Raw genomic sequence first — 25,205 nt, 5'->3', positions numbered from 1 at the left:
CTGAGGCGTTCGCCGACGGCTCGGGGTGTTCGCCACGGGTTCGGGGGCGTTCGCCAACGGCTCGGGGGCGTCCCGTAAGGGACGGCCCGTGTCCGGTACGGGCGGGTTCAGGGTCGAGCACGGGCAGGTTCGGGGTTCTGTCGGAACCCTGAGCCTGCCCGCTGCGTTTACCGTGGAAGAGCGGCACGGAGAGTGCCGTGGCCCGCCGGTGCGCGGGCCGGACGCTCGGAGGAGGAGCTTCGTGGAAGCAGTGATCACGGTATTCGCCCTGCTCTTCGTGCTCGCCGTCGTCCTGGGCGTCTACGCCACGGTGAAGGCCGTCGGCGCCGCCAAGCGCAGCGTGGACCGCGGTATCACCCAGGCCCGCCGCACGGTCGAGGACCACACCCTGCGGGCCAAGTCCTTCGTCCAGCTCGGTCCGGCGGGCGAGCTCGCACAGCTGCGGCTGTCGCTGCGCACGTCGATGCGGGCCACGCAGGACGCGCTGCACGCGAGCGTGGCCGAGGACGAGTCCCTCAAGGAGTCCCTCGCCCTCTTCGACCGGCTCAGCGCGCACGGGTACGAACTGGACGCCGAGCTCAGGCGGCTGGAGTCGGAACCGGACCGCGCGACGCTCGGCGGGCTCCTTCCCGCGATGCGCGAGCGCACCGAGCGGATCACCCGGTCGGCGGAGGCCCTGCGCTGGGCAGCCCGTGACCGGGCCCGCCGCTTCGCCGACGACGACCTGGACTCGCTGAGCGCGCAGATCGACGTCGAGGCGGGCGCCCTGCGTCACTGGATGGAGACGGAGCCCACCGCCGCCCCGCCGCCCTGGCCCGAGGCCCCCGCCCCCGACGCTCCGGCCGCCCGGCAGAGTTGGCCGCAGACCCCACAGGCCGCCGAGACCGCCCAGACCCCACAGGCCGCGCAGACCCCACAGGCCCCACAGGCCCCGCGGCAGGAGCCGGCGGAGAAGCCCGCGAGGCCCGCCATCACCCCGCCCGCCCCGAGCCCGGTGTACCCCTGGCAGAAGAAGGCCCGTCCGGAGAGCACGACCTGATCACAGCCGTGTGAACGCCCGGCCGTCGAGGCCGGGCTGCCGTCTGGGCGCTACGCCAGGTAACCTCCAGCTCATGTCCCGCCATGTCGCTATCGTCACGGATTCAACGGCCTACCTCCCGGCCCGGACGATGGAGCGGCACGGCATCACCGCGGTACCCCTGACCGTCGTCCTGGGCGACCGGGCGCTGGAGGAGGGCACCGAGATCTCGACCCGCTCGCTGGCCCAGGCCCTGCAGAAACGGCGACCGGTCACCACCTCCCGCCCCAGCCCCGAACTCTTCGCCGAGACCTACCGCAGGATCGCCGAGTCCGGCGCCGACGGCATCGTCTCCCTCCACCTCTCCGCCGAACTCTCCGGTACGCACGACGCGGCCGTCGTCGCCGCGCGTCAGGCGGCCGTCCCGGTGCGCGTCGTGGACACCGGGATGATCGCGATGGCCCTCGGCTTCTGCGCGCTCGCCGCTGCGGGGGCGGCGGAGGCCGGCGGCACGGTGGACGAAGCCGTCACGGCCGCGGAGAAGCGGGCCGCGGGCACCTCCGCCTACTTCTACGTCGACACCCTCGACTATCTGCGGCGCGGCGGCCGGATCGGGGCGGCCCAGGCCCTGTTCGGATCCGCGCTCGCGGTGAAACCGCTGCTCCGGCTGGGCGACGGCCGCATCGAGCCCCTGGAGAAGGTCCGGACGGCGTCCAAGGCCATCGCCCGGCTGGAGGAGATCGTCGCAGACCGGGCGGGCGGCGCACCCGTCGACATCGCCGTCCACCACCTCGCCGCCCCCGACCGGGCGTCGGCCCTGGCGGACCGCCTGCGAAGCCGGGTGCCTGGACTGGCCGATCTCCATGTGAGCGAAGTCGGCGCGGTGATCGGGGCGCATACCGGGCCCGGGCTGCTGGGGGTTGTGGTCTCGTCGCGGTGAGGGGCCGTCGGATCACTCGTGTGGGGGGCGGAGTTGTCCACAACCCGGCGGTAGTCCCCGGGAACTGAGCAAGATCATCGCGAATGTGCCGAGGTGTCCGATCCTCGTCGCATGGCTCTTCGATCACACTCACGTACAGCGACCGCGACCAGTGGCCCGGGGCGCGCCCCGGCCTCCGACGGCCGGGTCCGTCCACGCCACTCATCCCGCTCCCACTCCCACTCCCGCTCCCTCGACCGGGCGCGGCACGGGCGCCGTCGCGCACCGGCGCAGGAGCTCCGTCGACGTGCGGAGGCACTCTTCGCCGAGCACGGACGCGGCGAACCCGCCGAACTCGGAGGCGGCGAACACCCCGGACTCGGACGCGGTGAACACGCCGAACACGCCGGTCAGCAGGGCGAGTCGGGGAAGGGGCCGCCGGGGCCGCCGCCACGAGGCGCGGAGGAGGCAGCGCGAGAAGACCGGGCCCGGGAAGAAGGGGCCCAGGACGAAGGCGCTGGGGGAGCAGGCGCTCGGGAGGAGAGGGCTCGGCCAGAGGGGGCGTCACCGGACGGCGTCATGACGCCCTGGCGGGAGAGGGCGGGGGAGGCGCTGCGGGAGCGGATGCCGGTGTGGCTGCAGACACGGTGCGGGCTGGAGCGGCGCAGCGTGGCCGCGCTCACGGTACTGCTCGTCGTCGCGGCGGTCTTCGCCGCGCAGCACTTCTGGACCGGCCGCACCCAGCCGGTGGCGGCACCCGAGTTGGTGCGGGAAGCGGCGGCGTACGGCGAGGAGCGAGAGGGCGAGGCGGCCGCAGGAGATCCCGCGACCGGCGCGCCCACGGGCACGGCCACGGGCACGGCCAAGGGCACGGCCACAGCCGGGGCCGAGATCGTGGTGGACGTCGGCGGCAAGGTCCGAAAGCCCGGGATCCACCGCCTCCCGACCGGTTCACGTGTCGCGGACGCCCTGCGTGCCGCCGGGGGAGTGCGGTCCGGCACCAAGACCGACGGGCTGAACCAGGCGCGCTTCCTGGTGGACGGCGAGCAGGTGATCGTCGGTGCCTCCACGCCGGCCACGGGGTCCGGGCCCGGCGGCACCGCCCCCGCCGGACCGGGCGGCCCAGCGGCGGGAGCCGCACCCGCGGCACCGGTCTCTCTGAACACGGCGACCGCCGATCAGCTCGACACGCTGCCGGGCGTCGGTCCCGTGCTGGCCCGGCACATCATCGACTACCGCACCCAGCACGGGGGTTTCCGCTCGGTGGACGAGTTGCGCGAGGTGACCGGCATCGGGGAACGCCGCTTCGCCGACCTGCGAAACCTCGTGCGGCCATGAGTACGGACGCGAGCACGAACCCGAGCACCGGGACGAGACGGCACAGTCCGCCCGGGGAGCCCTCCGGTCTGCCCGGGGAGCCCTCCGATCCGTCCAGGGAGCCCTCCGACCGGACGGCGCCCCCGCGCGCGGCCGTGCACGCCGCTTCCGGGCACCGGCTCGGCGCGGCCCATCCCCGGCAGGACGAGCCTACGGATCTGCGGCTGGTCCCGCCCGCGCTCGCGGCCTGGGCGACGGCGGCGCTGGTGCTGGACGCACCGGCCGACTGGGCAGTGGGCCTCGTCACCGGCAGCCTTGTCCTGGCCGGGGTACTGCTGCTGAGGCCGGCGCGCGGACGGCGTACGGCGCGCGGGCGGCCCCACGTCGCGGTCGCCGCTCTGCTCCTCTGCGTCGCCGCCTCCGCCACCTCGGCCGCGCTGCACGGCGCGGACCTTCATCGTGGGCCCGTGCCCGCGCTGGCGCGGCAGTACGCCACCGTCACCGCGGAAGTGGAGGTCACCGCCGACCCCCGCCTCACCCGGCCCCGCGTCCGGGGCAACCGTGCCGTCGCGCCCACGGTGGTGATCGAGGCCGACGTCCGACGGGTGACCGGGAAGGACGGGGCGGCCGCGACCACTCGGACGCCGGTGCTGCTGCTCGTCGACGTGAACGAACAGGACCCGAGCCGCGCCTTCGGCCGCTCACCGGGGGACTCGCGGCTCTCCGGAGCCGGGCCCGGCGCCGCGCGCTGGCTGGGACTGCTGCCGACCACACGGCTCGGCGTCACCGCCCGGACGGCGCCCCCGAGGACGAGCGGGGACCGGATCGCGGCCGTGCTGCGGGTACAGGGCGGTCGGGAGCCACCGAAGGTGGTGGCCGAGCCGTCGGGCGCGCAGCGGCTGGCCGGGCGGCTGCGGGCCGGGCTGCGGGAGGCCACCGACGGACTGCCGGCGGACGCGCGGGCGCTGCTGCCGGGGTTGGTCGTCGGGGACACCTCGCGCGTCACACCGGAGCTGGAAGAGGCCTTCAAGGAGACCGACCTCGCGCACACCCTGGCCGTCTCCGGTGCCAACTTCACGATCGTGCTCGCCCTGTTGCTCGGGCCCCCCGGACTGGCCCAGCGCAGCGAACGCCGAGGGCTGGCACCCGGTCTCGGTCTCTCGCTGCGGACGACCGCGCTGCTCGGCGGAGCGCTCGCCCTCGGCTTCGTCGTCGTGTGCCGGCCCGACCCGAGCGTGCTGCGGGCGGCCGCCTGCGGGTCCGTCGCCCTGCTCGCCCTGGCCACCGGACGCCGCAGATCGCTGCTCCCGGCGCTGGCGACGGCCGTACTGCTGCTGGTGCTGTACGACCCGTGGCTGGCCCGCAGCTACGGCTTCCTGCTCTCCGTGCTGGCCACGGGGGCGCTGCTGACGCTCGCTCCACGGTGGAGCACGGCATTGCGCCGGCACCGGGTGCCGCCCCGGCTCGCCGAGGCGCTGGCCGCCGCGAGTGCCGCGCAGGCCCTGTGCGCGCCGGTCGTCGCAGTGCTCTCGGCGCGGGTGAGTCTGGTGGGAGTGCCGTGCAATCTGCTCACGGAGTTCGCGGTCGCGCCGGCCACGGTGCTGGGCTTCGCCGCGCTGGCGGCGGCACCGGTGGCGATGCCGGTGGCCGAGGGACTGGCCTGGTGCGGAGGCTGGCCGGCCGAGTGGATCGCGGGAATCGCCCGCACCGGCGCCGCGCTGCCCGGCGCGGGAGTGGACTGGCCGGGCAGCTGGACCGGGGCGGCGCTGCTCGCCCTGGTCACGGTGGGCGTGCTGCTCGTCGGCCGGCGGTTGCTGAGACACCCCTGGTGGTGTGGAGTCTGCGCGGTGCTGCTGGTGCTCGCGGTGGTGCGTCCGCCGCCGCTGGCCCGGGTGGTCACCGGGTGGCCTCCGCCGGACTGGCGGATGGTGATGTGCGACGTGGGGCAGGGCGACGCCATGGTGCTCGCGGCGGGGGAGGGCGCGGGCGTGGTCGTGGACGCCGGGCCCGACCCGGCGCTGGTGGACCACTGTCTGCGCTCGCTCGGCATCACCCGCGTCCCGCTCGTGGTGCTGACCCACTTCCACGCCGACCATGTGGCGGGGCTGTCCGGGGTGCTGCGGGGACGTTCGGTGGGGGCGATCGAGACGACCGCCCTCGAGGAACCCGAGGACCAGGCCGAGTCCGTCCGCAGACAGGCGGCGGCACGGCGGATTCCCCTGCGGCACGCCGCCGCCGGGGAGCGACGGCGGTCCGGCCCACTGTCCTGGCAGGTGGTGTGGCCACCGCCGGGCCCACCGACGTCGTCCACGGTGCCGGGCGCGCAGGCGGGCATGGTGCCGGGCCCGCCGACAAGCACGGAAGGACCCAACGACGCCAGCGTCACGCTTCTGGTGCGGACGGCGGGACTGCGCCTGCTGCTGCTCGGGGACCTGGAGCCCCCGGCCCAGCAGGAGCTGGCACGATCACCGGCGGCAGCGGCGCTGGAAGGGGTCGACGTGCTGAAGGTGGCCCATCACGGTTCCGCCCACCAGGACCCCGGCCTCATGCGGAAGGTGTCCCCACGGCTGGCCCTCATCAGCTGCGGAGAGGACAACACCTACGGCCACCCCGCCCCCGGCACCGTCGAGGCGCTGCGCGCCGAAGGGGCGATGGTGCTGCGGACGGACCGGGACGGCGCCCTGGCGGTGACCGGCACGGGTGGGGCGTTGCGGGTGGCGGGGGACTGAGGGCGTGATTCCTCCCGCACCGTGGGGCGGCGCGGTGGTGACGGTGGGGCGACCCGGCGCTGGCTGTCAGAAATTCCGCCCGGAGCGGCCAATTCGGGCGACAGGGGGCTACTCGTGCGTACTCCCAGCACATGCGCCGGTTTCCCGTGATGTGGTCCTGTGTTGCCTCGAAAGCCTCATCAGTGATCGAATGTTTCTTCGTCAACTAGTTTCTCAAGTCGTGCAGAGGGTGTCGCAGATGATCGGCCGCTGGCTGGGAAGCCGAACGAAGCGGATGCAACGGACGGGTCCCCTGGCGGCGGTGCGGACCCCGCCGGACGCGGGAGTGCTGAGCTGCCGGGTCCTCGACCCCGTCAACGAGCCGGTGCCCAACGCGGAGTTCACGGTGAGCGACGCCATGGGCCGCAAGGTGGTCAGCGGCGGGACGGATCCCTTCGGCTCGTTCGTGGCGACGGTGCCCACGGGGGAGTACCGGCTCGCGGTGTCCGCCGAGGGCTACACGCCGTACCGGGCGTCCGCGACCGTCATGGAGGACACGCTGGCCTCACTCGGCGACGTGACCCTGCAGGTGGCCCAGCCCCCGGAGCTGCCCACACCGGGCGACTGGGAGATCGAGCCGGCGCACTCGTCGATCGCGTTCACCGCCCGGCACATCGGGCTGGCCCGGATCCACGGCCGGTTCAACTCCTTCGCGGGCGCCGTGCGGATCGCCGACGACATGGAACAGTCGGCGATGCACGTGGTGATCGACGCGGCATCCATCGACACCAACGTGAAGATGCGCGACGACCACCTGCGGTCGGGGGACTTCCTGGACGTGCAGCGGTTTCCGACCCTGGAGTTCTACAGCGACCGGTTCACGCACCGGGGCGGCAACCGGTGGGCCGTCACGGGGGCGCTGTCGCTGCACGGTGTGACGCGCACGGTCACCCTGGACGCCGAGTACCTCGGCCTCGGCAACGGGATGGAGGGCGAGGCCCGGGCCGCCTGCCGCGCCACCACCGAACTGCACCGCGACGACTTCACGGTGAGCTGGCAGACGATGCTGGCGCGCGGCATCGCCGTGGTCGGCCCCAGCATCAGGATCGACCTCGACATCCAGATCGTGCCCAAGAGCTGACCCGACACCGGCCTGGCGGTCCGGTTGCCGCGCGGTGCCCGACAATGGCTCCCGTGAGTGACGTGAGACATGTGCTGGTGCTGCCCGACCGCGATGCCGCCCAGGAGGTGGCCCAGGCGCTCGGGGAGCGGTTCGGACTCGACGAGGAACCCCGACTCGTCCGTGACGCCCTGGCCGGCGAGGACGACGCCGAGGACGCCCAGTGGCTCGTCGTCCTGCGCGACGAGAAGGAACGGCTGGACCCCGGCGAGCTCGACGAGTTCGCCGGGGAGTGGGAAGGCTGGCGCGAGGAGCCGTAGGAGGTGTCGTCCGGACCCTTCCGGGGGCGCGGGGGCGGACCCCGCTCGGCTCCGAGGGCAGGGCGGGCGGGGCGCCGTTCCACGGAGCCGGCCTGGTTCGGACGACACCTTCCGGCTCTGCCGGGACGCGGGGCGGGGCCCGTTGTCAGCGGTGCGTGCGATGCTTGTCGCGATGGCCAGGAAGACTGCGAATGACGACCCTCTCGCCCCGGTGACCCTTGCCGTGGGCCAGGAGGACCTCCTGCTCGACCGTGCCGTGCAGGAGGTGGTGGCCGCCGCGAAGGCCGCCGACGCCGACACGGACGTACGCGACCTGACCCCCGACCAGCTGCAGCCCGGCACGCTCGCCGAGCTCACCAGCCCCTCGCTCTTCGCCGAGCGCAAGGTCGTGGTCGTACGCAACGCGCAGGACCTGTCCGCCGACACGGTCAAGGACGTGAAGGCCTACCTCGGCGCACCCGCCGAGGAGATCACCCTCGTCCTGCTGCACGCGGGCGGCGCGAAGGGCAAGGGTCTGCTGGACGCCGCCCGCAAGGCGGGCGCGCGCGAGGTGGCGTGCCCGAAGATGACGAAGCCCGCCGACCGACTGGCCTTCGTACGGACGGAGTTCCGTACCGCCGGGCGGTCGGCCACCCCCGAGGCGTGCCAGGCGCTGGTCGACTCGATCGGCAGCGACCTGCGCGAGCTGGCCTCCGCGGTGTCCCAGCTGACCGCGGACATCGAGGGCACGATCGACGAGGCGGTCGTCGGGCAGTACTACACCGGACGGGCCGAGGCCTCCAGCTTCACGGTCGCCGACCGGGCGGTCGAGGGACGCGCGGCGGAGGCACTGGAGGCGCTGCGCTGGTCGCTGTCGACCGGAGTGGCACCGGTGCTGATCACCAGCGCGCTGGCACAGGGCGTGCGGGCGATCGGCAAGCTGTCCTCCGCCCGTGGCGGACGCCCCGCCGACCTCGCCCGCGAGCTGGGGATGCCGCCGTGGAAGATCGACCGCGTACGGCAGCAGATGCGCGGCTGGACACCGGACGGCGTCTCCGTGGCCCTGCGCGCGGTGGCCGAGGCGGACGCCGGGGTGAAGGGCGCCGGCGAGGATCCCGAGTACGCCCTGGAGAAGGCCGTGGTGATCATCGCCCGGGCGGCGCGTTCGCGAGGGCGGGCGTAGGCGCGAGCGGCAGCGCCGCACAGGGCGGTCAGCCGCACCACATGCCCCGACACGACCGGAAGCGGTACCCAGGACGGACAGCGGCCGGGCAGACCGAAGGCCCCGGCGTCCGTCCTGGGGAAGGACGGCCACCGGGGCCTTCGGATCAAGCTCGGGGGATCCATGCCCGCGTGGCGAACGCAGGTCGCGCATGGATCCTTGGGTGCCGGACGGGAGCGGATGAGAGAGGGCCCGCCCTGGGTCCTTCCGGCGATCAGACCAGATAAGTGGTTCAGCCCTTGAGAGCGCCGACCTTCTGCGACAGCGCCGACTTCTTGTTGGCGGCCTGGTTCTTGTGGATGACGCCCTTGGAGACGGCCTTGTCGAGCTGACGCGCGGCAAGGCGCTGGTACTCGGTGGCCTTCTCCACGTCACCCGCGGCAGCGGCCTCACGGGCCTTGCGGACCGCGGTCTTCAGAGAGGACTTGACGGCCTTGTTGCGCAGCCGGGCCTTCTCGTTGGTCTTGTTCCGCTTGATCTGGGACTTGATGTTCGCCACGAATGAGCCTTTGCAGGTTCAGGCACGAGGCCGCGAGGGTCCCGTGCCGATGATTTCTTGAAGGAGCGTCTCGTGCTGAGAGGGCAAGAGACACAGCCCCCCACACTACCAGCGGCCCGTCGAGCGGCCCAATCCCGGCCGAGTCACGGTCGAATCCCGGCCTGGTCCCGGCCTGATCCGCCCGATCCCGTCCCGATCCCGGCCTGACCCCGGCCCCGCCCTGGACTGGCCCCGCCCCGGACCGGCCCCACCCCCCCCCGGACCGGGCCCGGACCGGTGTCCCGCCCCGGACCGGTGTCCCGCCCCGATTCCGGGCTCCCCCGCCCTCAACCCGTCCCAAACCCATCCCAGCTCCCCACCCGTGGGACGATGGAAGCTACGTATCGATCCGACCCGAGACCGCAGACACTGCGGACGCCTCAAGAATCAGGACCCTGCGTGCCCGCGATCCCCAGCCATGTGCCCGAGCCGAGCCGTACCGACCCGGCGCTGATCCGCAACTTCTGCATCATCGCGCACATCGACCACGGCAAGTCCACGCTCGCCGACCGGATGCTCCAGCTGACCGGTGTGGTGGAGCAGCGGCAGATGCGCGCCCAGTACCTCGACCGCATGGACATCGAGCGCGAGCGCGGCATCACGATCAAGTCCCAGGCGGTGCGATTGCCGTGGGCCCCCACCCACGACAAGAGCAGTACGCACATCCTCAACATGATCGACACGCCGGGGCACGTCGACTTCACCTACGAGGTCTCGCGGTCGCTGGCCGCGTGCGAGGGCACCATCCTCCTCGTCGACGCCGCCCAGGGCATCGAGGCCCAGACCCTCGCCAACCTCTACCTGGCGATGGAGAACGACCTCACGATCATCCCCGTGCTGAACAAGATCGACCTGCCGGCCGCGCAGCCCGAGAAGTTCGCCGAGGAACTCGCCAACCTGATCGGCTGCGACCCCGCCGACGTGCTCAAGGTCTCCGCCAAGACCGGCCTCGGGGTCGAGGCGCTGCTGGACAAGGTCGTCGCCGAGGTCCCGGCGCCGGTCGGCGTCAAGGACGCCCCCGCCCGCGCGATGATCTTCGACTCCGTCTACGACTCCTACCGGGGTGTCGTGACGTACGTCCGTGTCATCGACGGCCAGCTCAACAGGCGCGAGCGGATCCGGATGATGTCCACCGGCGCCACGCACGAGCTGCTGGAGATCGGCACCAACTCGCCGGAGATGCTCTCCGCCGACGGCCTCGGCGTCGGCGAGGTGGGCTATCTGATCACCGGTGTGAAGGACGTCCGCCAGTCCAAGGTCGGTGACACCGTCACCAGCATGCACAAGGGTGCCGAGGAGGCGCTCGGCGGCTACAAGGACCCCAGGCCCATGGTCTTCTCCGGTCTGTATCCGCTGGACGGCTCGGACTACCCCCTGCTGCGCGACGCGCTGGACAAGCTCCTGCTCAACGACGCCGCCCTGGTCTACGAGCCGGAGACCTCCGCGGCCCTCGGCTTCGGCTTCCGCGTCGGTTTCCTGGGCCTGCTGCACCTCGACGTGATCCGCGAGCGGCTGGAGCGCGAGTTCGGCCTCGACCTGATCGCCACCGCGCCCAACGTGGTCTACCGCGTGATCATGGAGGACGGCGTCGAGCACACCGTCACCAACCCGAGCGAGTTCCCCGAGGGCAAGATCGACGCGGTGTACGAGCCGGTCGTGCGCGCCACCATCCTGGCGCCGACCGAGTTCATCGGCGCGATCATGGAGCTGTGCCAGACCCGGCGCGGCACCCTGCTCGGCATGGACTACCTCTCCGAGGACCGGGTGGAGATCCGCTACACCCTCCCGCTCGCGGAGATCGTCTTCGACTTCTTCGACCAGTTGAAGTCGAAGACGCGCGGTTACGCGTCGCTGGACTACGAGCCCACCGGCGAGCAGACCTCCAGCCTGGTCAAGGTCGACATCCTGCTGCACGGCGACAAGGTGGACGCCTTCTCGGCGATCACGCACAAGGACGCGGCGTACGCGTACGGCGTGCGGCTCGTCGCCAAGCTGCGCGAGCTGATCCCGCGCCAGGCCTTCGAGGTGCCCATCCAGGCCGCCATCGGCTCCCGGGTGATCGCCCGCGAGACCATCCGCGCCATCCGCAAGGACGTCCTCGCCAAGTGCTACGGCGGTGACATCTCCCGTAAGCGGAAGCTGCTGGAGAAGCAGAAGGAAGGCAAGAAGCGGATGAAGATGGTGGGTTCCGTGGAGGTTCCGCAGGAGGCCTTCATCGCGGTCCTGTCCAGTGATGACAACGCGGGGTCGGGCAAGGCCAAGAAGTAGCCGCGACCGTCCTCGCGGCGCCTTTCGCCCACCCGGCGAAACGGACACGAAGGGGCCCGCCGTGCGAAAGCGCGGCGGGCCCCTTCCCATGTCACGGGTGGGCCTCCGTACGAAGTGGCAGGGCGCGGAGACTTACGCACAGGCCGGTCGCCCTTTACTCTGATGCCTGCTCGCTAGTTACTCGCGAGTTAAACAACGCCTGAACAACCGCCCGAGAGCGATCCAGCCACACCTGACCCCAGCCGCACCTGAACCGGTCACTTGCGAACCGGTCACACTTGAACCAGCCGCACCTGATCCGGCCGCATCGAGCAGGCCGCACCGTCGCGGGCCCACGGAGGATGTCGTGAGCGACACACAGACACTGATCGAGAACCGTCCGCCCTCCGTGGCGGGACTCTTCCTGGAACGGGTGACGGCCACGCCGGACGCCGAGGCCTACCGCTACCCGGTGCCGTCGGCCTCGGGCGAGGGCCCGGACGACTGGAAGTCGCTGACCTGGGCGCAGGCGTCCGAGCGGGTCCACGCGATCGCGGCCGGCCTGATCGAGCTGGGCATCCGGCCGCAGCAGCGCGTGGCACTGGCCTCGTCCACGCGGCTGGAGTGGATCCTCGCCGACCTCGGCATCATGTGCGCGGGCGCGGCGACGACCACCGTCTACCCGCAGACCAACACCGAGGAGTCCGCGTACATCCTCTCCGACTCCGAGAGCCGGGTGCTGATCGCGGAGGACGCCGCACAGCTGGCCAAGGCCAGGGAGAAGAAGGCGGAGCTGCCCGACCTCACCCACGTCGTGGTGATCGACGCGACCGGCGCCGACACCACCGAGGACTGGGTCCTCACGCTCGGCGCGCTGGAGGCCCTCGGCGCGGCCCGCCTGGAGAAGGAGCCGGAGCTGATCAAGGAGCGCGTCGGCGCGCTCACCAAGGACCAGCTCGCCACCCTCATCTACACCTCCGGCACCACCGGCCGGCCCAAGGGCGTCCGTCTCCCGCACGACTGCTGGTCGTACATGGCCAAGGCGATCGCCGCGACCGGCCTGGTCACCGGCGACGACGTGCAGTACCTGTGGCTGCCGCTCGCGCACGTCTTCGGCAAGGTGCTGACCTCCGGCCAGATCGAGGTCGGTCACGTCACCGCCGTCGACGGCCGGGTCGACAAGATCATCGACAACCTGCCGGTCGTCCGGCCGACCTACATGGCGGCCGTGCCGCGCATCTTCGAGAAGGTCTACAACGGCGTCGCCGCCAAGGCCCGGGCGGGCGGCGGAGCCAAGTACAAGATCTTCCAGTGGGCCGCCGGCGTCGCCCGCGAGTACGCCAAGGTCACCCAGGACAACTTCAAGCGCACCGGCACCGCCAGCGCCCCCTTCGGCCTCTCCACCAAGCACGGCATCGCCGACAAGCTCGTCTATGCCAAGATCCGCGAGGCCTTCGGCGGCCGCCTGCGTGCCTGCGTCTCCGGTTCGGCGGCCCTCGCCCCCGACATCGGCTACTTCTTCGCCGGCGCCGGCATCCACATCCTGGAGGGCTACGGCCTCACGGAGTCCTCCGCCGCCTCCTTCGTCAACCCCGGCGAGGCCTACCGCACCGGCACGGTCGGCAAGCCGCTGCCCGGCACCGAGGTGCGCATCGCCGACGACGGCGAGATCCTGCTGCGCGGCCCCGGCATCATGGAGGGCTACCACAAGCTGCCCGAGAAGACCGCCGAGGTCCTGGAGTCGGACGGCTGGTTCCACACCGGCGACATCGGCGAGCTCTCGCCCGACGGCTACCTGCGCATCACGGACCGCAAGAAGGACCTCATAAAGACGTCGGGCGGCAAGTACATCGCGCCCGCCGAGGTCGAGGGCCAGTTCAAGGCGGTGTGCCCCTACGTCTCCAACATCCTGGTGCACGGCGCCGACCGGAACTTCTGCACCGCGCTCATCGCCCTGGACGAGATCGCGCTCACTCCGTGGGCGAAGGAGAACGGCCTGGAGGGCAGGCCGTACGCGGAGATCGTCGCGGCGCCCGCGACCGTCGAGATGGTCGACGGCTACGTCAAGCAGCTCAACGAGGGCCTCCAGCGCTGGCAGACCATCAAGAAGTTCCGCCTGCTGCCGCGTGACCTCGACGTCGAGCACGGGGAGATCACCCCGAGCCTGAAACTGAAGCGACCGGTCGTGGAGCGGGAGTACAAGCACCTGATCGAGGAGATGTACGACGGCTCGCGGGAGGCGTAGCGGGGGCGGGGCACGGCCCGCGCGACGCGCGGAACGGGGGCGGACGTCGTTGTCCGCCCGGCCGATGCCCGGAAGTGTCCGTCTTGCGGCCGTCTTCGAACGTTCGCCTAGCACGGTTCTCACTCGTGGCGGCCCACTTCGGTAACTCCGCGCTTATGGGCGGGGTCGGTCTGTCACTCTGTCGGCATCGACTGCGAAGTATTCGCACGAACTGCCCGGGGAGCCGTCCATGGGGGTCATTCCGACGCAACGGGAGACCGTCTCCCGCGCCGGCGTGCTCGCGCACGCCGCTGACGCATCCGCCCAGGAGTGCGCGCGGGCGCACGTGACCCTGCTCGGAAGCTCTCTGGCGCCGGGCGCGGCCCGCGAGATGGTGCGGGCCGCGCTCGCCGACTGGGCCGCGCTCGGTCTGCCCGGTACGGAACGGCTGACCGGGCATCTCGCCGCCGACGCGCTGGTGGTCGTCAGCGAGCTGGTCACCAACGCCGTCGTGCACGCGGGCACCGACGTCGAGGTGGTCTGCCGGCTGGAGGAGACGGGCACCCTCGTCGTCGAGGCCACGGACCACCACCCCTCCCGCGCACCGAGGGGCGGCGACGACGAGACACCGCACGAGCTCCCGGAGTACGGACGCGGCCTGCGGCTCGTCGCCGCGCTTTCGGAGGCCTGGGGCATCACATACCGCCCGGGCGCCAAGACGGTGTGGGCGCGGCTGCCGGCCGCGGGCGCCGAGGTCGCCGAGCAGATCGAGGCGTACGCCGGGGGCCGAGGCCCGCGGCGCACCGAGTCTCCGGCCGTGGACCCACCGGGGGAGGGGCCCGGAGGGTGGTGCGGGCCCGAGGCCCACGGCGATCCGGACCTGGGGGTTCCCGGCGGCCTGGGACGCCCCGAGGGCGCTCCGACGGGTCCCGGGCGCGGGGCAGGCCCTGGCCGCGTGGGGGGAGAGCCTGAGCCCGGGTACGAGGAAGCCTTCCGCGACGACGGAACCTTCCGCCACGACGAGGCTCTCCGCCGCGACGAGGCTCTCCGCCGCGACGAGGCACTCAGCCACGACCCGTCCCCCGACCGCCGAGAAGCCCCCGACCGCCGAGAAGCCCCCGACCGCGGGAACGGCCCCGACCGCTCGGACCCTCCGGACTGGCCGGACTGGCCGGACTGGCGGGACGGCACCCCCGGGACCGGCCGGGGGCGCGGCGTGCGCGACCGGGAGTGGCTGGGCCGTGGCGCCCTGTCCTTCCTCGCCGAGGCCTCCGACCTCCTGGCCGGGCAGCTCGACGAGGACCTGGTCGCCTCCCTCACCGGCCAGCTGATCGTGCCGCGGCTCGCCGACTGGTGCGGCGTGTGGCTGGAGGACGAGTCCCTGGGCCGGGCGGCCTGGAGCGACGACCCGGGCGCGTCCGTGGGGACCCGCCTGGCCCGCGTCTGGCACGCCGGCGAGAGCCACTTCGAGGAACTGCGCCGGGCCCTTGAGAAGGACCCGCCCCGCCCGCGCGACCCGTGGCGTTCCGGCCCCGTTGCCCACCCCTGGCCCGCCGAGGTGCTCGGCCCGGACGCCGCGCGGGGCACCGCGCTCGCCTACCGCCTGGTCGCCGGCGGCCGGCCGCTGGGCACCCTGGTCATCGGGCGGGCCGGACCCGCCGGCTTCCCCGACGAGATCACCGGCCTCGTCGAGGACCTCAGCCGCCGGGTGGCGCTCGCCATCGGCGCCGCCCGCCAGTACGCCCGGCAGGCCACCATCAGCGCCGTCCTCCAGCGCGGCCTGCTGCCGGGCGCCGTCGCCGAGATCCCCGGCGTACGCAGCGCCCTCGTCTACGAACCGTGCGACAAGGGCGGCCCCAGCGGCGACTTCTACGACCTCTTCCCGGCCGGCGAGGGCCGCTGGTGCTTCGCCGTCGGCGACGTCCAGGGCAAGGGCCCGGAGGCCGCCGTCGTCATCGGCCTCGCCCGGCCCTGGCTGCGGCTGCTGGCCCGCGAGGAGTACGAGGTCCCCGATGTCCTCGACCGACTCAACCAGCTCCTCCTCGACGACGCCACCGAGGCCGCGGACGCCGCCGCCCGCGCCCTGGTCGCCGTCGGACCTCCGGTTGCCCCGGGCGACGGACCGCAGACCCGCTTCCTGTCCATGCTCTACGGCGAACTGGTCCCGTTCGACGGCGGTGTCCGCTGCACCCTCGCCTCCGCCGGGCACCCGCTGCCGCTGCTCCTGGGCCCCGACGGCACGGTGCGCGCGGTGGCGCGGCCGCAGACCCTGCTCGGGGTCGTCGAGGACGCGACGTACACCAGCGAGACCTTCGAGCTGCGGTCCGGCGACACCCTGCTCTGCGTCACGGACGGGGTCACCGAGCGGCGCAGCGGCTCCCGGCAGCTCGACGACGGGGACGGCCTCGCCGCCGCGCTCGCCGGATGCGCGGGGCTGGACGCCGGGCTGGTCGCCGAACGGATCAGGCGGCTGGTGCACGAGTTCGGGCCCCGGCCCCCGGAGGACGATCTGGCCCTGCTGGTGCTCCAGGCCGAGTAACCACGGCCGTACGGGACAATGGAACGCATGCCCTCCGCACTCCTCGACGGCGAACCCGTCCCCGCCGACGGCGCCCTCCCGGCGTCCGCGCTCGCCGGCGCCGCCGACCGCCCCCTCGGCTTCTACCTGCACGTGCCGTACTGCGCGACCCGCTGCGGCTACTGCGACTTCAACACGTACACCGCGACCGAGCTGCGCGGCACCGGTGGCGTCCTCGCCTCCCGGGACAACTACGCCGAGACGCTCGTCGACGAGGTCCGCCTGGCCCGCAAGGTGCTCGGCGACGACCCCCGCGAGGTCCGCACGGTCTTCGTCGGCGGCGGTACGCCCACCCTGCTGGCCGCCGGCGACCTGGTGCGTATGCTGCACGCGATCCGCGACGAGTTCGGCCTCGCGGCGGACGCGGAGATCACGACGGAGGCCAACCCGGAGTCCGTCGACCCGGCCTACCTCGCCACCCTCCGCGAGGGCGGCTTCAACCGGATCTCCTTCGGTATGCAGAGCGCGAAGCAGCACGTCCTGAAGGTGCTCGACCGCAACCACACCCCGGGCCGCCCCGAGGCCTGCGTCGCCGAGGCCCGCGCGGCCGGCTTCGACCACGTCAACCTCGACCTGATCTACGGCACCCCCGGCGAGAGCGACGACGACTGGCGCGCCTCCCTCGACGCGGCCCTCGGCGCCGGCCCCGACCATGTCTCCGCGTACGCGCTGATCGTCGAGGAGGGCACCCAGCTGGCCCGCCGCATCCGGCGCGGCGAGGTCCCCATGACCGACGACGACGTCCACGCCGACCGGTACCTGATCACCGAGGAGACGCTGTCGGCGGCGGGCTTCGACTGGTACGAGGTGTCGAACTGGGCCACCTCCGACGCGGGTCGCTGCCTGCACAACGAGCTGTACTGGCGCGGCGCCGACTGGTGGGGCGCGGGACCGGGCGCGCACAGCCACGTGGGCGGGGTGCGCTGGTGGAACGTGAAGCATCCGGGGGCGTACGCGGGAGCGCTGGCGGCCGGGAAGTCACCGGGCGCCGGACGCGAGATCCTCACGGACGAGGACCGGCGCGTCGAGCGCATCCTGCTGGAGCTGCGCCTGAGGGAAGGCGTCCCGCTGTCGCTGCTGAGGGAGGCGGGGCTCACGGCGTCGCGCCGGGCGCTGCGCGAGGGGCTGCTGCAGGAAGGGCCCTACGAGGCCGGGCGCGCGGTGCTGACGCTGCGCGGGCGGTTGCTGGCGGACGCGGTGGTGCGGGACCTGGTGGACTGATCACTCGGGTGAGTGGATCGGTGCGGATCGGAGGTTCGGCCCCTAACCTGATTCGTAGGCTGCCGCCGACAGTACGCGGCGGATGTGGAGGGCCACGGAGATGACAGCTGTGGACGAACGTGGAGTCGCGGAGTTCTTCGCGGGGTTCGAACCACCCGAGGGGCTCAAGGTGGAGCTACTCCGGGGGGAAATCGTGATGATGGCCAGCCCTGATCTGGTGCACAACCGGATCGTCACTTCTCTGATGGACCAGATTCCGCACCGGCGATGGGAGCGGCTCCAGACTCAGGACGTCGATGTTGTCGATGAGGCCAGCGAGCCTGTCCCCGACTTGGTCGTCATGGAGGTGGGTGTTGGCCCGGACTCAGGGCGTCTTCTGCCGTCCCAGGTGATCACGTTGGTCGTGGAAGTGGTCTCGAAGACCAGCGTGGACCGGGACTATGGCGTCAAACGCCTGATCTACGCCGCCGGTGAAGTGCCCGCTTACCTGATCATCGACCCGATCATGGCCCAGTGCGTTCTGTACTCGGAGCCGGCCGGACGGGGCGAGCAGGCCGACTATCAGGTGCAGCGGGTCACTCAGTTCGGGGCGTCACTGCCGCTGGAACAGTTGGGCGTCGAACTGGACACCACCACGTTCGGCACCTACAAGGGCGTCAAGCCCCATCACCGCCCGTGACGAAATCGATCAGCTCCTCCACCCGCCCCAGCAGCTGCGGCTCCAGGTCCTTGTAAGACCCCACCCGCGCCAGGATCGCCTGCCACACCGCGCCCGTGTTCTCCGACGGCCACCCCAGCGCCCGGCACACCCCGGTCTTCCAGTCCTGGCCGCGCGGCACCCGCGGCCAGCCGGGAACCCCCAGGGACGATGGCTTCACCGCCTCCCAGATGTCGATGTACGGGTGCCCCACGACCAGCGCGTGCTCGCTCGTCACCGCCTCCGCGATCCGCCACTCCTTCGAACCCGGCACCAGGTGGTCCACCAGGACCCCGAGCCGCGCGTCCGGACCCGGCGCGAAGTCGTCCACGATCGACGGCAGGTCGTCGACACCCCCCAGGTACTCCACGACGACACCCTCGATGCGCAGGTCGTCGCCCCACACCTTCTCGACCAGCTCGGCGTCGTGCCGCCCCTCGACGTAGATGCGCCCGGCGCGCGCGACCCGCGCGCGTGCGCCGGGGACGGCGACCGACCCGGACGCCGTACGGGAGGGTCGTGCCGGACCGGAGGAGGAGGGTCGGACCAGCGTCACCACCCGCCCCTCCAGCAGGAAGCCGCGCGGCTCCATCGGGAACACCCGGTGCTTGCCGAAGCGGTCCTCCAGGGTCACCGTGCCCGCCTCGCAGCCGATCACCGCGCCGCAGAAACCGGTGCCGGGCTCCTCGACCACCAGGCCGGGATCGGCCGGGACCTCCGGAACCGGCTGCGGCTTCTTCCACGGAGGGGTCAGGTCGGCGGAGTACTGGCGCATTCTGATGACGATACGAGAAGCGGGCGCGTCGTGATCGGTACGACACGCTGAACCGGGCCCGTCATGGTCAGCGCGACACGCCGAACCGGGCAGCCAGCGCGTCCCGTTGAGCCCGCACGAAGCCCGCGTCCACCACCGCTCCGTGACCGGGAACGTACAGTGCGTCCTCGCCGCCCAGGTCCAGCAGCCGGTCCAGCGCGGCCGGCCAGCGTGCCGGTACGGCGTCCGGGCCCGCCTGCGGCTCCCCCGACTCCTCGACCAGGTCACCGCAGAAGACGACCGCCGGGTCGCCCGGCACCAGCACCGCGAGATCGTGGGCGGTGTGCCCCGGGCCCACGTCGGCGAGCAGGACCCGCCGGCCGCCGCCCAGGTCGAGCGTGCACTCGCCGCGGACCTCGTGGCCGACGCGGACGAGAGCGTCGGCCGCCTCCCGCGCCGCCCGCGCGTCCAGCCCCTCCGCCACCGCGTCCGAGCGGAGCGCCTCCCGCCCCTGTCCGCCCCGCGCGAACACCGCGTCCGTCCCCACCGCGCCGTAGACCTCCGCGCCCCGGGGACCCGCGAACGCCGCCGCGCCGAAAACGTGGTCGAAGTGCGGGTGCGTCAGCGCGAGATGTGTCACATGGTGACCGGCGAGTTCCCGCGCCCCCGCGCGCAACCGGGCGCCCTCACCGAGACTCGACCCCGCGTCGACCATCAGTGCCGCGTCCGAGCCGACGACCAGCCCCGCCGTGCAGTCCCACACCGGCAGCCGGCGCCGCCCCACCCCCGCCGTCAGCCGCTCCCATCCCAGGTCCTCCCAAGTCACCGTCACGGCGACGACGCTAGCGGTGCGGGACCTCCGCGCACGGCGGGCGTGCCCCGGCCTTGCCGGGGGCGTACCCCACGGCCGTACACTGGGCCGGGGAAGTCTGGCACTCGTGCACCGTGAGTGCCAGGGCGGACAGTGGGACAGGCAAGACGCCGGGCGACGACGACATTCTGGAGGTGTGCGCGAGTGCTCAGTGAACGCAGGCTCGAGGTGCTGCGCGCCATCGTCCAGGACTACGTCGGCACCGAGGAGCCGGTGGGCTCCAAGGCCCTGACCGAGCGGCACAACCTCGGCGTCTCCCCGGCCACCGTGCGCAACGACATGGCGGCCCTGGAGGACGAGGGGTTCATCGCCCAGCCGCACACCAGCGCCGGGCGCATCCCGACCGACAAGGGCTACCGGCTCTTCGTCGACAAGCTGGCCGGCGTCAAGCCGATGACCGCGCCCGAGCGGCGTGCCATCCAGAACTTCCTGGAGGGCGCCGTCGACCTCGACGACGTGGTGGCCCGCACGGTGCGGCTGCTCGCGCAGCTGACCCGGCAGGTCGCCGTCGTGCAGTATCCGTCGCTGACCCGCTCGACCGTGCGGCATGTGGAGTTGCTCTCCCTGGCGCCCGCGCGGCTGATGCTGGTGCTGATCACGGACACCGGCCGGGTCGAGCAGCGGATGGTCGACTGCCCGGCGCCGTTCGGCGAGGCGTCCCTGGCGGACCTGCGCGCGCGGCTCAACAGCCGGGTCGCCGGGCGCCGCTTCTCGGACGTGCCGAGCCTGGTGGAGGATCTGGCGGAGGCCTTCGAGGCCGAGGACCGGGGTACGGTCTCCACCGTGCTCTCCACTCTCCTGGAGACGCTGGTCGAGGAGAACGAGGAGCGGTTGATGATCGGCGGCACCGCCAATCTGACCCGCTTCGGGCACGACTTCCCCTTGGTGATCCGACCCGTCCTCGAGGCGCTGGAGGAGCAGGTCGTGCTCCTCAAGCTGCTCGGCGAGGCGAAGGATCCGGGCGTGACCGTACGGATCGGTCATGAGAACGCCCACGAGGGACTCAACTCAACGTCCGTCGTGTCGGTGGGCTACGGTTCGGGCGGCGAGGCGGTTGCCAAGCTCGGCGTGGTCGGACCGACCCGCATGGACTACCCGGGAACGATGGGAGCGGTACGCGCAGTGGCACGGTACGTCGGACAGATCCTGGCGGAGTCGTAGGTGGCCACGGACTACTACGCCGTACTCGGCGTACGCCGCGACGCGTCCCAGGACGAGATCAAGAAGGCGTTCCGGAGGCTCGCCCGCGAGCTGCACCCGGACGTCAACCCCGATCCGAAGACCCAGGAGCGGTTCAAGGAGATCAACGCCGCGTACGAGGTGTTGTCGGACCCGCAGAAGAAGCAGGTCTACGACCTCGGCGGTGACCCCCTCTCGCAGGCCGGCGGCGGTGGCGCGGGCGGCTTCGGCGCGGGTGGCTTCGGGAACTTCTCGGACATCATGGACGCGTTCTTCGGTACGGCGTCGCAGCGCGGGCCGCGCTCGCGCACCCGCCGCGGCCAGGACGCGATGATCCGCATCGAGGTCGAGCTGGACGAGGCGGCCTTCGGTACGACCAAGGACATCCAGGTCGACACCGCGGTCGTCTGCAACACCTGCAACGGTGAGGGCGCCGCCCCGGGCACCAGTGCCCAGACGTGCGACATGTGCCGAGGCCGCGGTGAGGTGTCGCAGGTCACGCGGTCCTTCCTGGGCCAGGTCATGACCTCCCGCCCCTGCCCGCAGTGCCAGGGCTTCGGCACCGTGGTCCCGACCCCCTGCCCCGAGTGCGCGGGCGACGGCCGGGTCCGCTCCCGGCGCACCCTGACCGTGAAGATCCCGGCCGGTGTCGACAACGGCACCCGGATCCAGCTCGCGGGCGAGGGCGAGGTCGGCCCCGGCGGCGGCCCCGCCGGTGACCTGTACGTCGAGATCCACGAACTGCCCCACTCGACCTTCCAGCGCCGCGGCGACGACCTGCACTGCACGGTCACCATCCCGATGACGGCGGCGGCCCTGGGCACGAAGGTGCCGCTGGAGACGCTCGACGGCATGGAGGAGATCGACATCCGCCCGGGCACCCAGTCCGGCCAGTCGGTCCCGCTGCACGGCCGTGGCGTCACCCACCTGCGCGGCGGCGGCCGGGGCGACCTCATCGTCCACGTCGAGGTCCTGACCCCGAGCAAGCTCGACCCGGAGCAGGAACGCCTGCTCCGCGAGCTGGCCAAACTGCGCGGCGAGGAGCGTCCGCAGGGGCAGTTCCAGCCTGGGCAGCAGGGTTTGTTCTCGCGGTTGAAGGACGCGTTCAACGGGCGCTGACGGGGTGGCCGTCAGGGGGCCTCGTCTGTCGGCGGGGCGCCTGAGGGGTCTGCCGGGGGTCCGGGGGTCGTCCCCCGGGTGAGCGCAGTCAGCCTGGGCAGCAAGGGCTGTTCTCGCGGTTGAAGGACGCGTTCAACGGGCGCTGACACCCGCTTCCCGAAAGCCCCTGGCGAGGACCGCGCCAGGGGCTTTCCGGTGGGTATGGGCCGGTTCGGTGGCGGGGATGCTCCTGGCGTATGCCAACGGAAGCCCGGATTCGGACGCGTCCACGGGACGTGACACCATGCGGTCATGTCCTCCGCACTGACCGATCTCTTCCCCTACCCGATCGTGCAGGCGCCCATGGCGGGCGGCGTCTCCGTGCCGCGGCTCGCCGCCGCGGTCTGCGAGGCGGGCGGGCTGGGATTCCTGGCCGCCGGGTACAAGACCGCGGACGGGATGTACCAGGAGATCAAGCAGCTGCGGGGACTGACCGCCCGCCCTTTCGGCGTCAACCTCTTCATGCCGCAGCCGGAGTCGGCCGACCCCTCCGCCGTCGGTGTCTACGCCCACCAGCTGGCCGGTGAGGCCGCCTGGTACGAGACGGAGCTCGGTGATCCCGAGTGCGGCCGGGACGACGGCTACGACACCAAGCTCGCGGTGCTGCTGGACAACCCGGTGCCGGTGGTGTCGTTCCACTTCGGCGTCCCGAGCCGCGAGGTCGTCGACTCCCTGCACCGGGTCGGCACCTTCGCCCTGGTCGCCGCGACCACCGTGGACGAGGCCCGGGCCGTGGAGCTGTCCGGCGCCGACGCGGTGATCGCGCAGGGCGTCGAGGCCGGCGGGCACCAGGGCACCCACCGGGACAACCCGGAGACGGATCGCGCCGGCACCGGACTGCTGTCACTGGTCGCCCAGGTCCGGGAGGCGGTGAGCCTGCCGATCGTCGCGGCGGGCGGCATCATGCGCGGCGGTCAGATCGCCGCGGTCCTCGCGGCCGGCGCGAGCGCGGCCCAGCTCGGCACCGCCTTCCTCGCCACCCCCGAGTCCGGCGCGCACGCCCTGCACAAGCAGGCGCTGACCAACCCGCTGTTCGTCCGCACCGAACTGACCCGCGCCTTCTCCGGCCGCCCCGCCCGCGGCCTGGTCAACCGCTTCCTGCGCGAGCACGGCCCCTACGCCCCCGCCGCCTACCCGGAGGTCCACCACCTCACCTCCCCGCTGCGCAAGGCGGCGGCGAGGGCGGGAGACGCGCAGGGCATGGCGCTGTGGGCGGGACAGGGCCACCGGATGGCCCGGGAGCTTCCCGCCGGTCAGCTGGTGGAGGTGCTGGCGGCCGAACTCGCCGCCGCGGGGACAGCGTTGTCGGGGTTGTCGGGTTTCGCGACGGGAGGTACGGGCCGATGACGGCACCGGTGTTCGTGGTCGACTCCCTCCAGCCGGGGGACCTGCCCGGCGGCGAGTACGTCCTCGACGGCCCCGAGGGACGGCACGCCGTCTCCGTGAAGCGGCTGCGCACCGGCGAGGACGTCGTCCTCACCGACGGACGCGGGCACTGGGCCGAGGGCGTGGTGAGGACCGCCGAGGGCAAGGACCGTCTCGTCGTCACCGTCGTGGACGGCGTGCGCGAGGAGCCCGAGGAGCGGCCCCGTATCACCGTCGTCCAGGCCCTGCCCAAGGGCGACCGCGGTGAGCTGGCCGTCGAGACGATGACCGAGGTCGGTGTCGACGCGATCGTGCCGTGGGCGGCGTCCCGTTGCATCACCCAGTGGAAGGGTGACCGCGGCCTGAAGGCGCTCGGCAAGTGGCGGGCGACGGCCCGGGAGGCCGGCAAGCAGTCCCGCCGGGTCCGCTTCCCCGACGTCGCGGACGCGGCGACGAGCAAGCGGGTTGCCTCACTTCTGGCCGACGCCGACTTCGCCGCCGTACTCCACGAGAGCGGCGACGAGCCGCTGGCCGCCGCCGAACTCCCCGCCACCGGTGACATCGTGCTGGTCGTCGGCCCCGAAGGCGGCGTCTCCCCCGAGGAGTTGGCCCTCTTCGTCGAGGCCGGCGCGAAACCCTACCGCCTGGGGCGCAGCGTCCTGCGCACCTCCACGGCCGGCACCGCGGCGACGGCGGTGCTCCTGGCCCGCACCGGCCGCTGGTCCTGAGGCGACGGCCGCCGCCCCTGACCGCACCGTTCAGCCGTCCGCCGCGCGGGCCGCGGTGACCGCGTGGAACAGTTCCCAGCCGTCCAGGTCCGCGGACCGGTCGAGCAGCCCGCGCCGGGCCGCCTCGTCCACGAAGCCCCGTACGACACCGGGTTCGTGCAGGTTGAGCGACGCGTGCCCCACAGCCACGCAGCCCGAGTGCAGGAAGCCGTCGGGGACGAACCGTCCCTCGCCGCTCTGGAACAGCAGCCGGGTCCTCGTCCCGTCCCGGGCCAGGGTGAGGACCTCCGCGCAGGAGCCCGTGACGCTGTGCCGGTGACGTACCGACCACACGTACGTGGCCGCCTCGTCCACGACGAGCCTTCTCAACCGCCGTCCGTCGCTCATGACCCAACGGTAGTGAGGAGTGGCCGTATGCGCTCTACCGCGGGCCCCGGAGCGGTGGCAGGCTGCCCTCCATGGGGGCATTGAGGCGGATTCGGCGTGTGGCTCCGGTGGTCGTCGGCTCGGTGGTCGCCGTCGGCGGTGTCGTCGCGTGCGACCCGGGCGGACTCAGTTCCGCGTCGGTGGCGTTCACGACCGACCAGACCGTGACCCGCGAACTGGAGCGGCAGAAGGCGGACGTGCGGTGGATCACCTGCACCGCTTCCGTCGGCGACGACGGAGGTGACGGCGGTGCCACCGCCTCGGCCGGCGAGGACACCGTCGCCTCCGTCGACTGCGAGGGGGAGACCGACGACGGGAAGGACATCACCGTCGACGGCGAGGTGACCCGGGTCGTCAACGGCGCCTGTGTGCGCGGCGACCTCACCGCGAAGGTGGACGGCGAGGAGTGGTTCCGCGTCAAGGGGCTGGGCAACTGCGACACCACGAGCGCCCCGCCCGCGAACCGGCCCTCCCAGCAGCAGCCGGGGCCCACGGTGACCGTCACCCGCACCATCTGGTGCCCGGACGACCCGCACTGCCGACCGGTCGAGGGCAAATAGCCCCGGGGCCCGGCGGCCCGGTGGCCGGTATGTGATCCGAACCTCTGTCGGCGGGC

21 protein-coding genes are annotated in these 25,205 nt (G+C 72.6%); 17 read left to right on the top strand and 4 right to left on the bottom strand.

Translation table 11 applies throughout. From position 1 onward, the window contains the following. The first annotated feature begins 241 nt into the window (after positions 1 to 241). The 7 genes from QC283_RS00925 to holA all read left to right on the top strand — a co-directional run bounded on the left by QC283_RS00925 (position 242) and on the right by holA (position 8,564). Entirely contained in the window at positions 242 to 1,039 is a 798-nt protein-coding gene (locus QC283_RS00925) for a hypothetical protein (RefSeq protein ID WP_279559350.1), read from the top strand. A gap of 73 nt (positions 1,040 to 1,112) precedes the next feature. Continuing rightward, positions 1,113 to 1,958 carry a DegV family protein gene (locus tag QC283_RS00920; RefSeq protein WP_279559349.1) on the top strand — a complete coding sequence of 282 codons (846 nt, stop codon included), beginning with the start codon at positions 1,113 to 1,115 and terminating at the stop codon, positions 1,956 to 1,958. Positions 1,959 to 2,069: 111 nt separating this feature from the next. Next, positions 2,070 to 3,275 carry a ComEA family DNA-binding protein gene (locus QC283_RS00915; protein ID WP_279559348.1) on the top strand — a complete coding sequence of 402 codons (1,206 nt, stop codon included), beginning with the start codon at positions 2,070 to 2,072 and terminating at the stop codon, positions 3,273 to 3,275. Beyond that, positions 3,272 to 5,983, top strand: a complete 2,712-nt coding sequence (locus QC283_RS00910) for a ComEC/Rec2 family competence protein (protein WP_279559347.1) — start codon at positions 3,272 to 3,274, stop codon at positions 5,981 to 5,983. The genes QC283_RS00915 and QC283_RS00910 overlap by 4 nt, the downstream gene beginning before the upstream one ends. A 238-nt stretch (positions 5,984 to 6,221) precedes the next feature. Then, positions 6,222 to 7,103, top strand: coding sequence for a YceI family protein (locus QC283_RS00905; protein WP_279559758.1), 882 nt, complete (start codon positions 6,222 to 6,224; stop codon positions 7,101 to 7,103). A gap of 53 nt (positions 7,104 to 7,156) precedes the next feature. Beyond that, positions 7,157 to 7,402: a hypothetical protein gene (locus QC283_RS00900; RefSeq protein WP_279559346.1), complete on the top strand. Its 246-nt coding sequence runs from the start codon at positions 7,157 to 7,159 to the stop codon at positions 7,400 to 7,402. Positions 7,403 to 7,574: 172 nt separating this feature from the next. Continuing rightward, positions 7,575 to 8,564, top strand: coding sequence for a DNA polymerase III subunit delta (holA, locus tag QC283_RS00895; protein ID WP_279559345.1), 990 nt, complete (start codon positions 7,575 to 7,577; stop codon positions 8,562 to 8,564). A gap of 271 nt (positions 8,565 to 8,835) precedes the next feature. On the opposite strand, the gene rpsT is transcribed toward holA, so the two are convergent. Next, the gene (gene rpsT / locus QC283_RS00890) at positions 8,836 to 9,102 is read right to left on the bottom strand and encodes a 30S ribosomal protein S20 (RefSeq protein WP_279559344.1); all 267 of its coding nucleotides are present in this window, start codon (positions 9,100 to 9,102) and stop codon (positions 8,836 to 8,838) included. 438 nt (positions 9,103 to 9,540) lie between these two features. On the opposite strand from rpsT, the gene lepA reads away from it, so the two are divergent. From lepA to QC283_RS00865, 5 genes are all read left to right on the top strand, one after another. After that, positions 9,541 to 11,409, top strand: coding sequence for a translation elongation factor 4 (gene lepA / locus QC283_RS00885; protein WP_279559343.1), 1,869 nt, complete (start codon positions 9,541 to 9,543; stop codon positions 11,407 to 11,409). A gap of 346 nt (positions 11,410 to 11,755) precedes the next feature. Further along, entirely contained in the window at positions 11,756 to 13,633 is a 1,878-nt protein-coding gene (locus QC283_RS00880; protein WP_279559342.1) for an AMP-dependent synthetase/ligase, read from the top strand. Positions 13,634 to 13,862: 229 nt separating this feature from the next. Then, positions 13,863 to 16,151 carry a SpoIIE family protein phosphatase gene (locus tag QC283_RS00875; protein ID WP_279559341.1) on the top strand — a complete coding sequence of 763 codons (2,289 nt, stop codon included), beginning with the start codon at positions 13,863 to 13,865 and terminating at the stop codon, positions 16,149 to 16,151. Positions 16,152 to 16,178: 27 nt separating this feature from the next. Then, positions 16,179 to 17,411, top strand: coding sequence for a radical SAM family heme chaperone HemW (gene hemW / locus QC283_RS00870; RefSeq protein WP_279559340.1), 1,233 nt, complete (start codon positions 16,179 to 16,181; stop codon positions 17,409 to 17,411). A gap of 100 nt (positions 17,412 to 17,511) precedes the next feature. Further along, positions 17,512 to 18,090: a Uma2 family endonuclease gene (locus QC283_RS00865; protein WP_279559339.1), complete on the top strand. Its 579-nt coding sequence runs from the start codon at positions 17,512 to 17,514 to the stop codon at positions 18,088 to 18,090. On the opposite strand, the gene QC283_RS00860 is transcribed toward QC283_RS00865, so the two are convergent. Beyond that, the gene (locus tag QC283_RS00860) at positions 18,068 to 18,883 is read right to left on the bottom strand and encodes a DUF3097 domain-containing protein (RefSeq protein ID WP_279559338.1); all 816 of its coding nucleotides are present in this window, start codon (positions 18,881 to 18,883) and stop codon (positions 18,068 to 18,070) included. The two genes, QC283_RS00865 and QC283_RS00860, sit on opposite strands and share 23 nt — an antisense overlap. Positions 18,884 to 18,950: 67 nt before the next feature. Continuing rightward, positions 18,951 to 19,694: an MBL fold metallo-hydrolase gene (locus QC283_RS00855; RefSeq protein ID WP_279559337.1), complete on the bottom strand. Its 744-nt coding sequence runs from the start codon at positions 19,692 to 19,694 to the stop codon at positions 18,951 to 18,953. A gap of 183 nt (positions 19,695 to 19,877) precedes the next feature. Here QC283_RS00855 and hrcA point away from each other — a divergent pair, with 183 nt between their 5' ends. The 4 genes from hrcA to QC283_RS00835 all read left to right on the top strand — a co-directional run bounded on the left by hrcA (position 19,878) and on the right by QC283_RS00835 (position 24,163). Next, positions 19,878 to 20,894 (top strand): heat-inducible transcriptional repressor HrcA, encoded by a 1,017-nt coding sequence (hrcA, locus tag QC283_RS00850; protein ID WP_279559336.1) that lies wholly within the window; start codon positions 19,878 to 19,880, stop codon positions 20,892 to 20,894. Further along, positions 20,895 to 22,031, top strand: coding sequence for a molecular chaperone DnaJ (dnaJ, locus tag QC283_RS00845; RefSeq protein ID WP_279559335.1), 1,137 nt, complete (start codon positions 20,895 to 20,897; stop codon positions 22,029 to 22,031). Between the two features lie 291 nt (positions 22,032 to 22,322). After that, positions 22,323 to 23,417: a nitronate monooxygenase gene (locus QC283_RS00840; protein WP_279559334.1), complete on the top strand. Its 1,095-nt coding sequence runs from the start codon at positions 22,323 to 22,325 to the stop codon at positions 23,415 to 23,417. After that, complete coding sequence (locus tag QC283_RS00835) at positions 23,414 to 24,163, top strand: 16S rRNA (uracil(1498)-N(3))-methyltransferase (protein ID WP_279559333.1); 750 nt, start codon at positions 23,414 to 23,416, stop codon at positions 24,161 to 24,163. The genes QC283_RS00840 and QC283_RS00835 overlap by 4 nt, the downstream gene beginning before the upstream one ends. Positions 24,164 to 24,193: 30 nt before the next feature. On the opposite strand, the gene QC283_RS00830 is transcribed toward QC283_RS00835, so the two are convergent. After that, positions 24,194 to 24,550 (bottom strand): hypothetical protein, encoded by a 357-nt coding sequence (locus QC283_RS00830; protein WP_279559332.1) that lies wholly within the window; start codon positions 24,548 to 24,550, stop codon positions 24,194 to 24,196. A 71-nt stretch (positions 24,551 to 24,621) separates the two neighbouring features. Between QC283_RS00830 and QC283_RS00825 the strand changes: the two genes are divergently transcribed. Continuing rightward, entirely contained in the window at positions 24,622 to 25,149 is a 528-nt protein-coding gene (locus QC283_RS00825) for a hypothetical protein (protein WP_279559331.1), read from the top strand. Positions 25,150 to 25,205 lie beyond the last annotated feature (56 nt).

Source organism: Streptomyces sp. DH41 (assembly GCF_029813785.1).
Lineage (GTDB): Bacteria > Actinomycetota > Actinomycetes > Streptomycetales > Streptomycetaceae > Streptomyces.
Note: the sequence above shows the minus strand (reverse complement) of the source record. Positions and strands in the feature narration are given on the sequence as shown.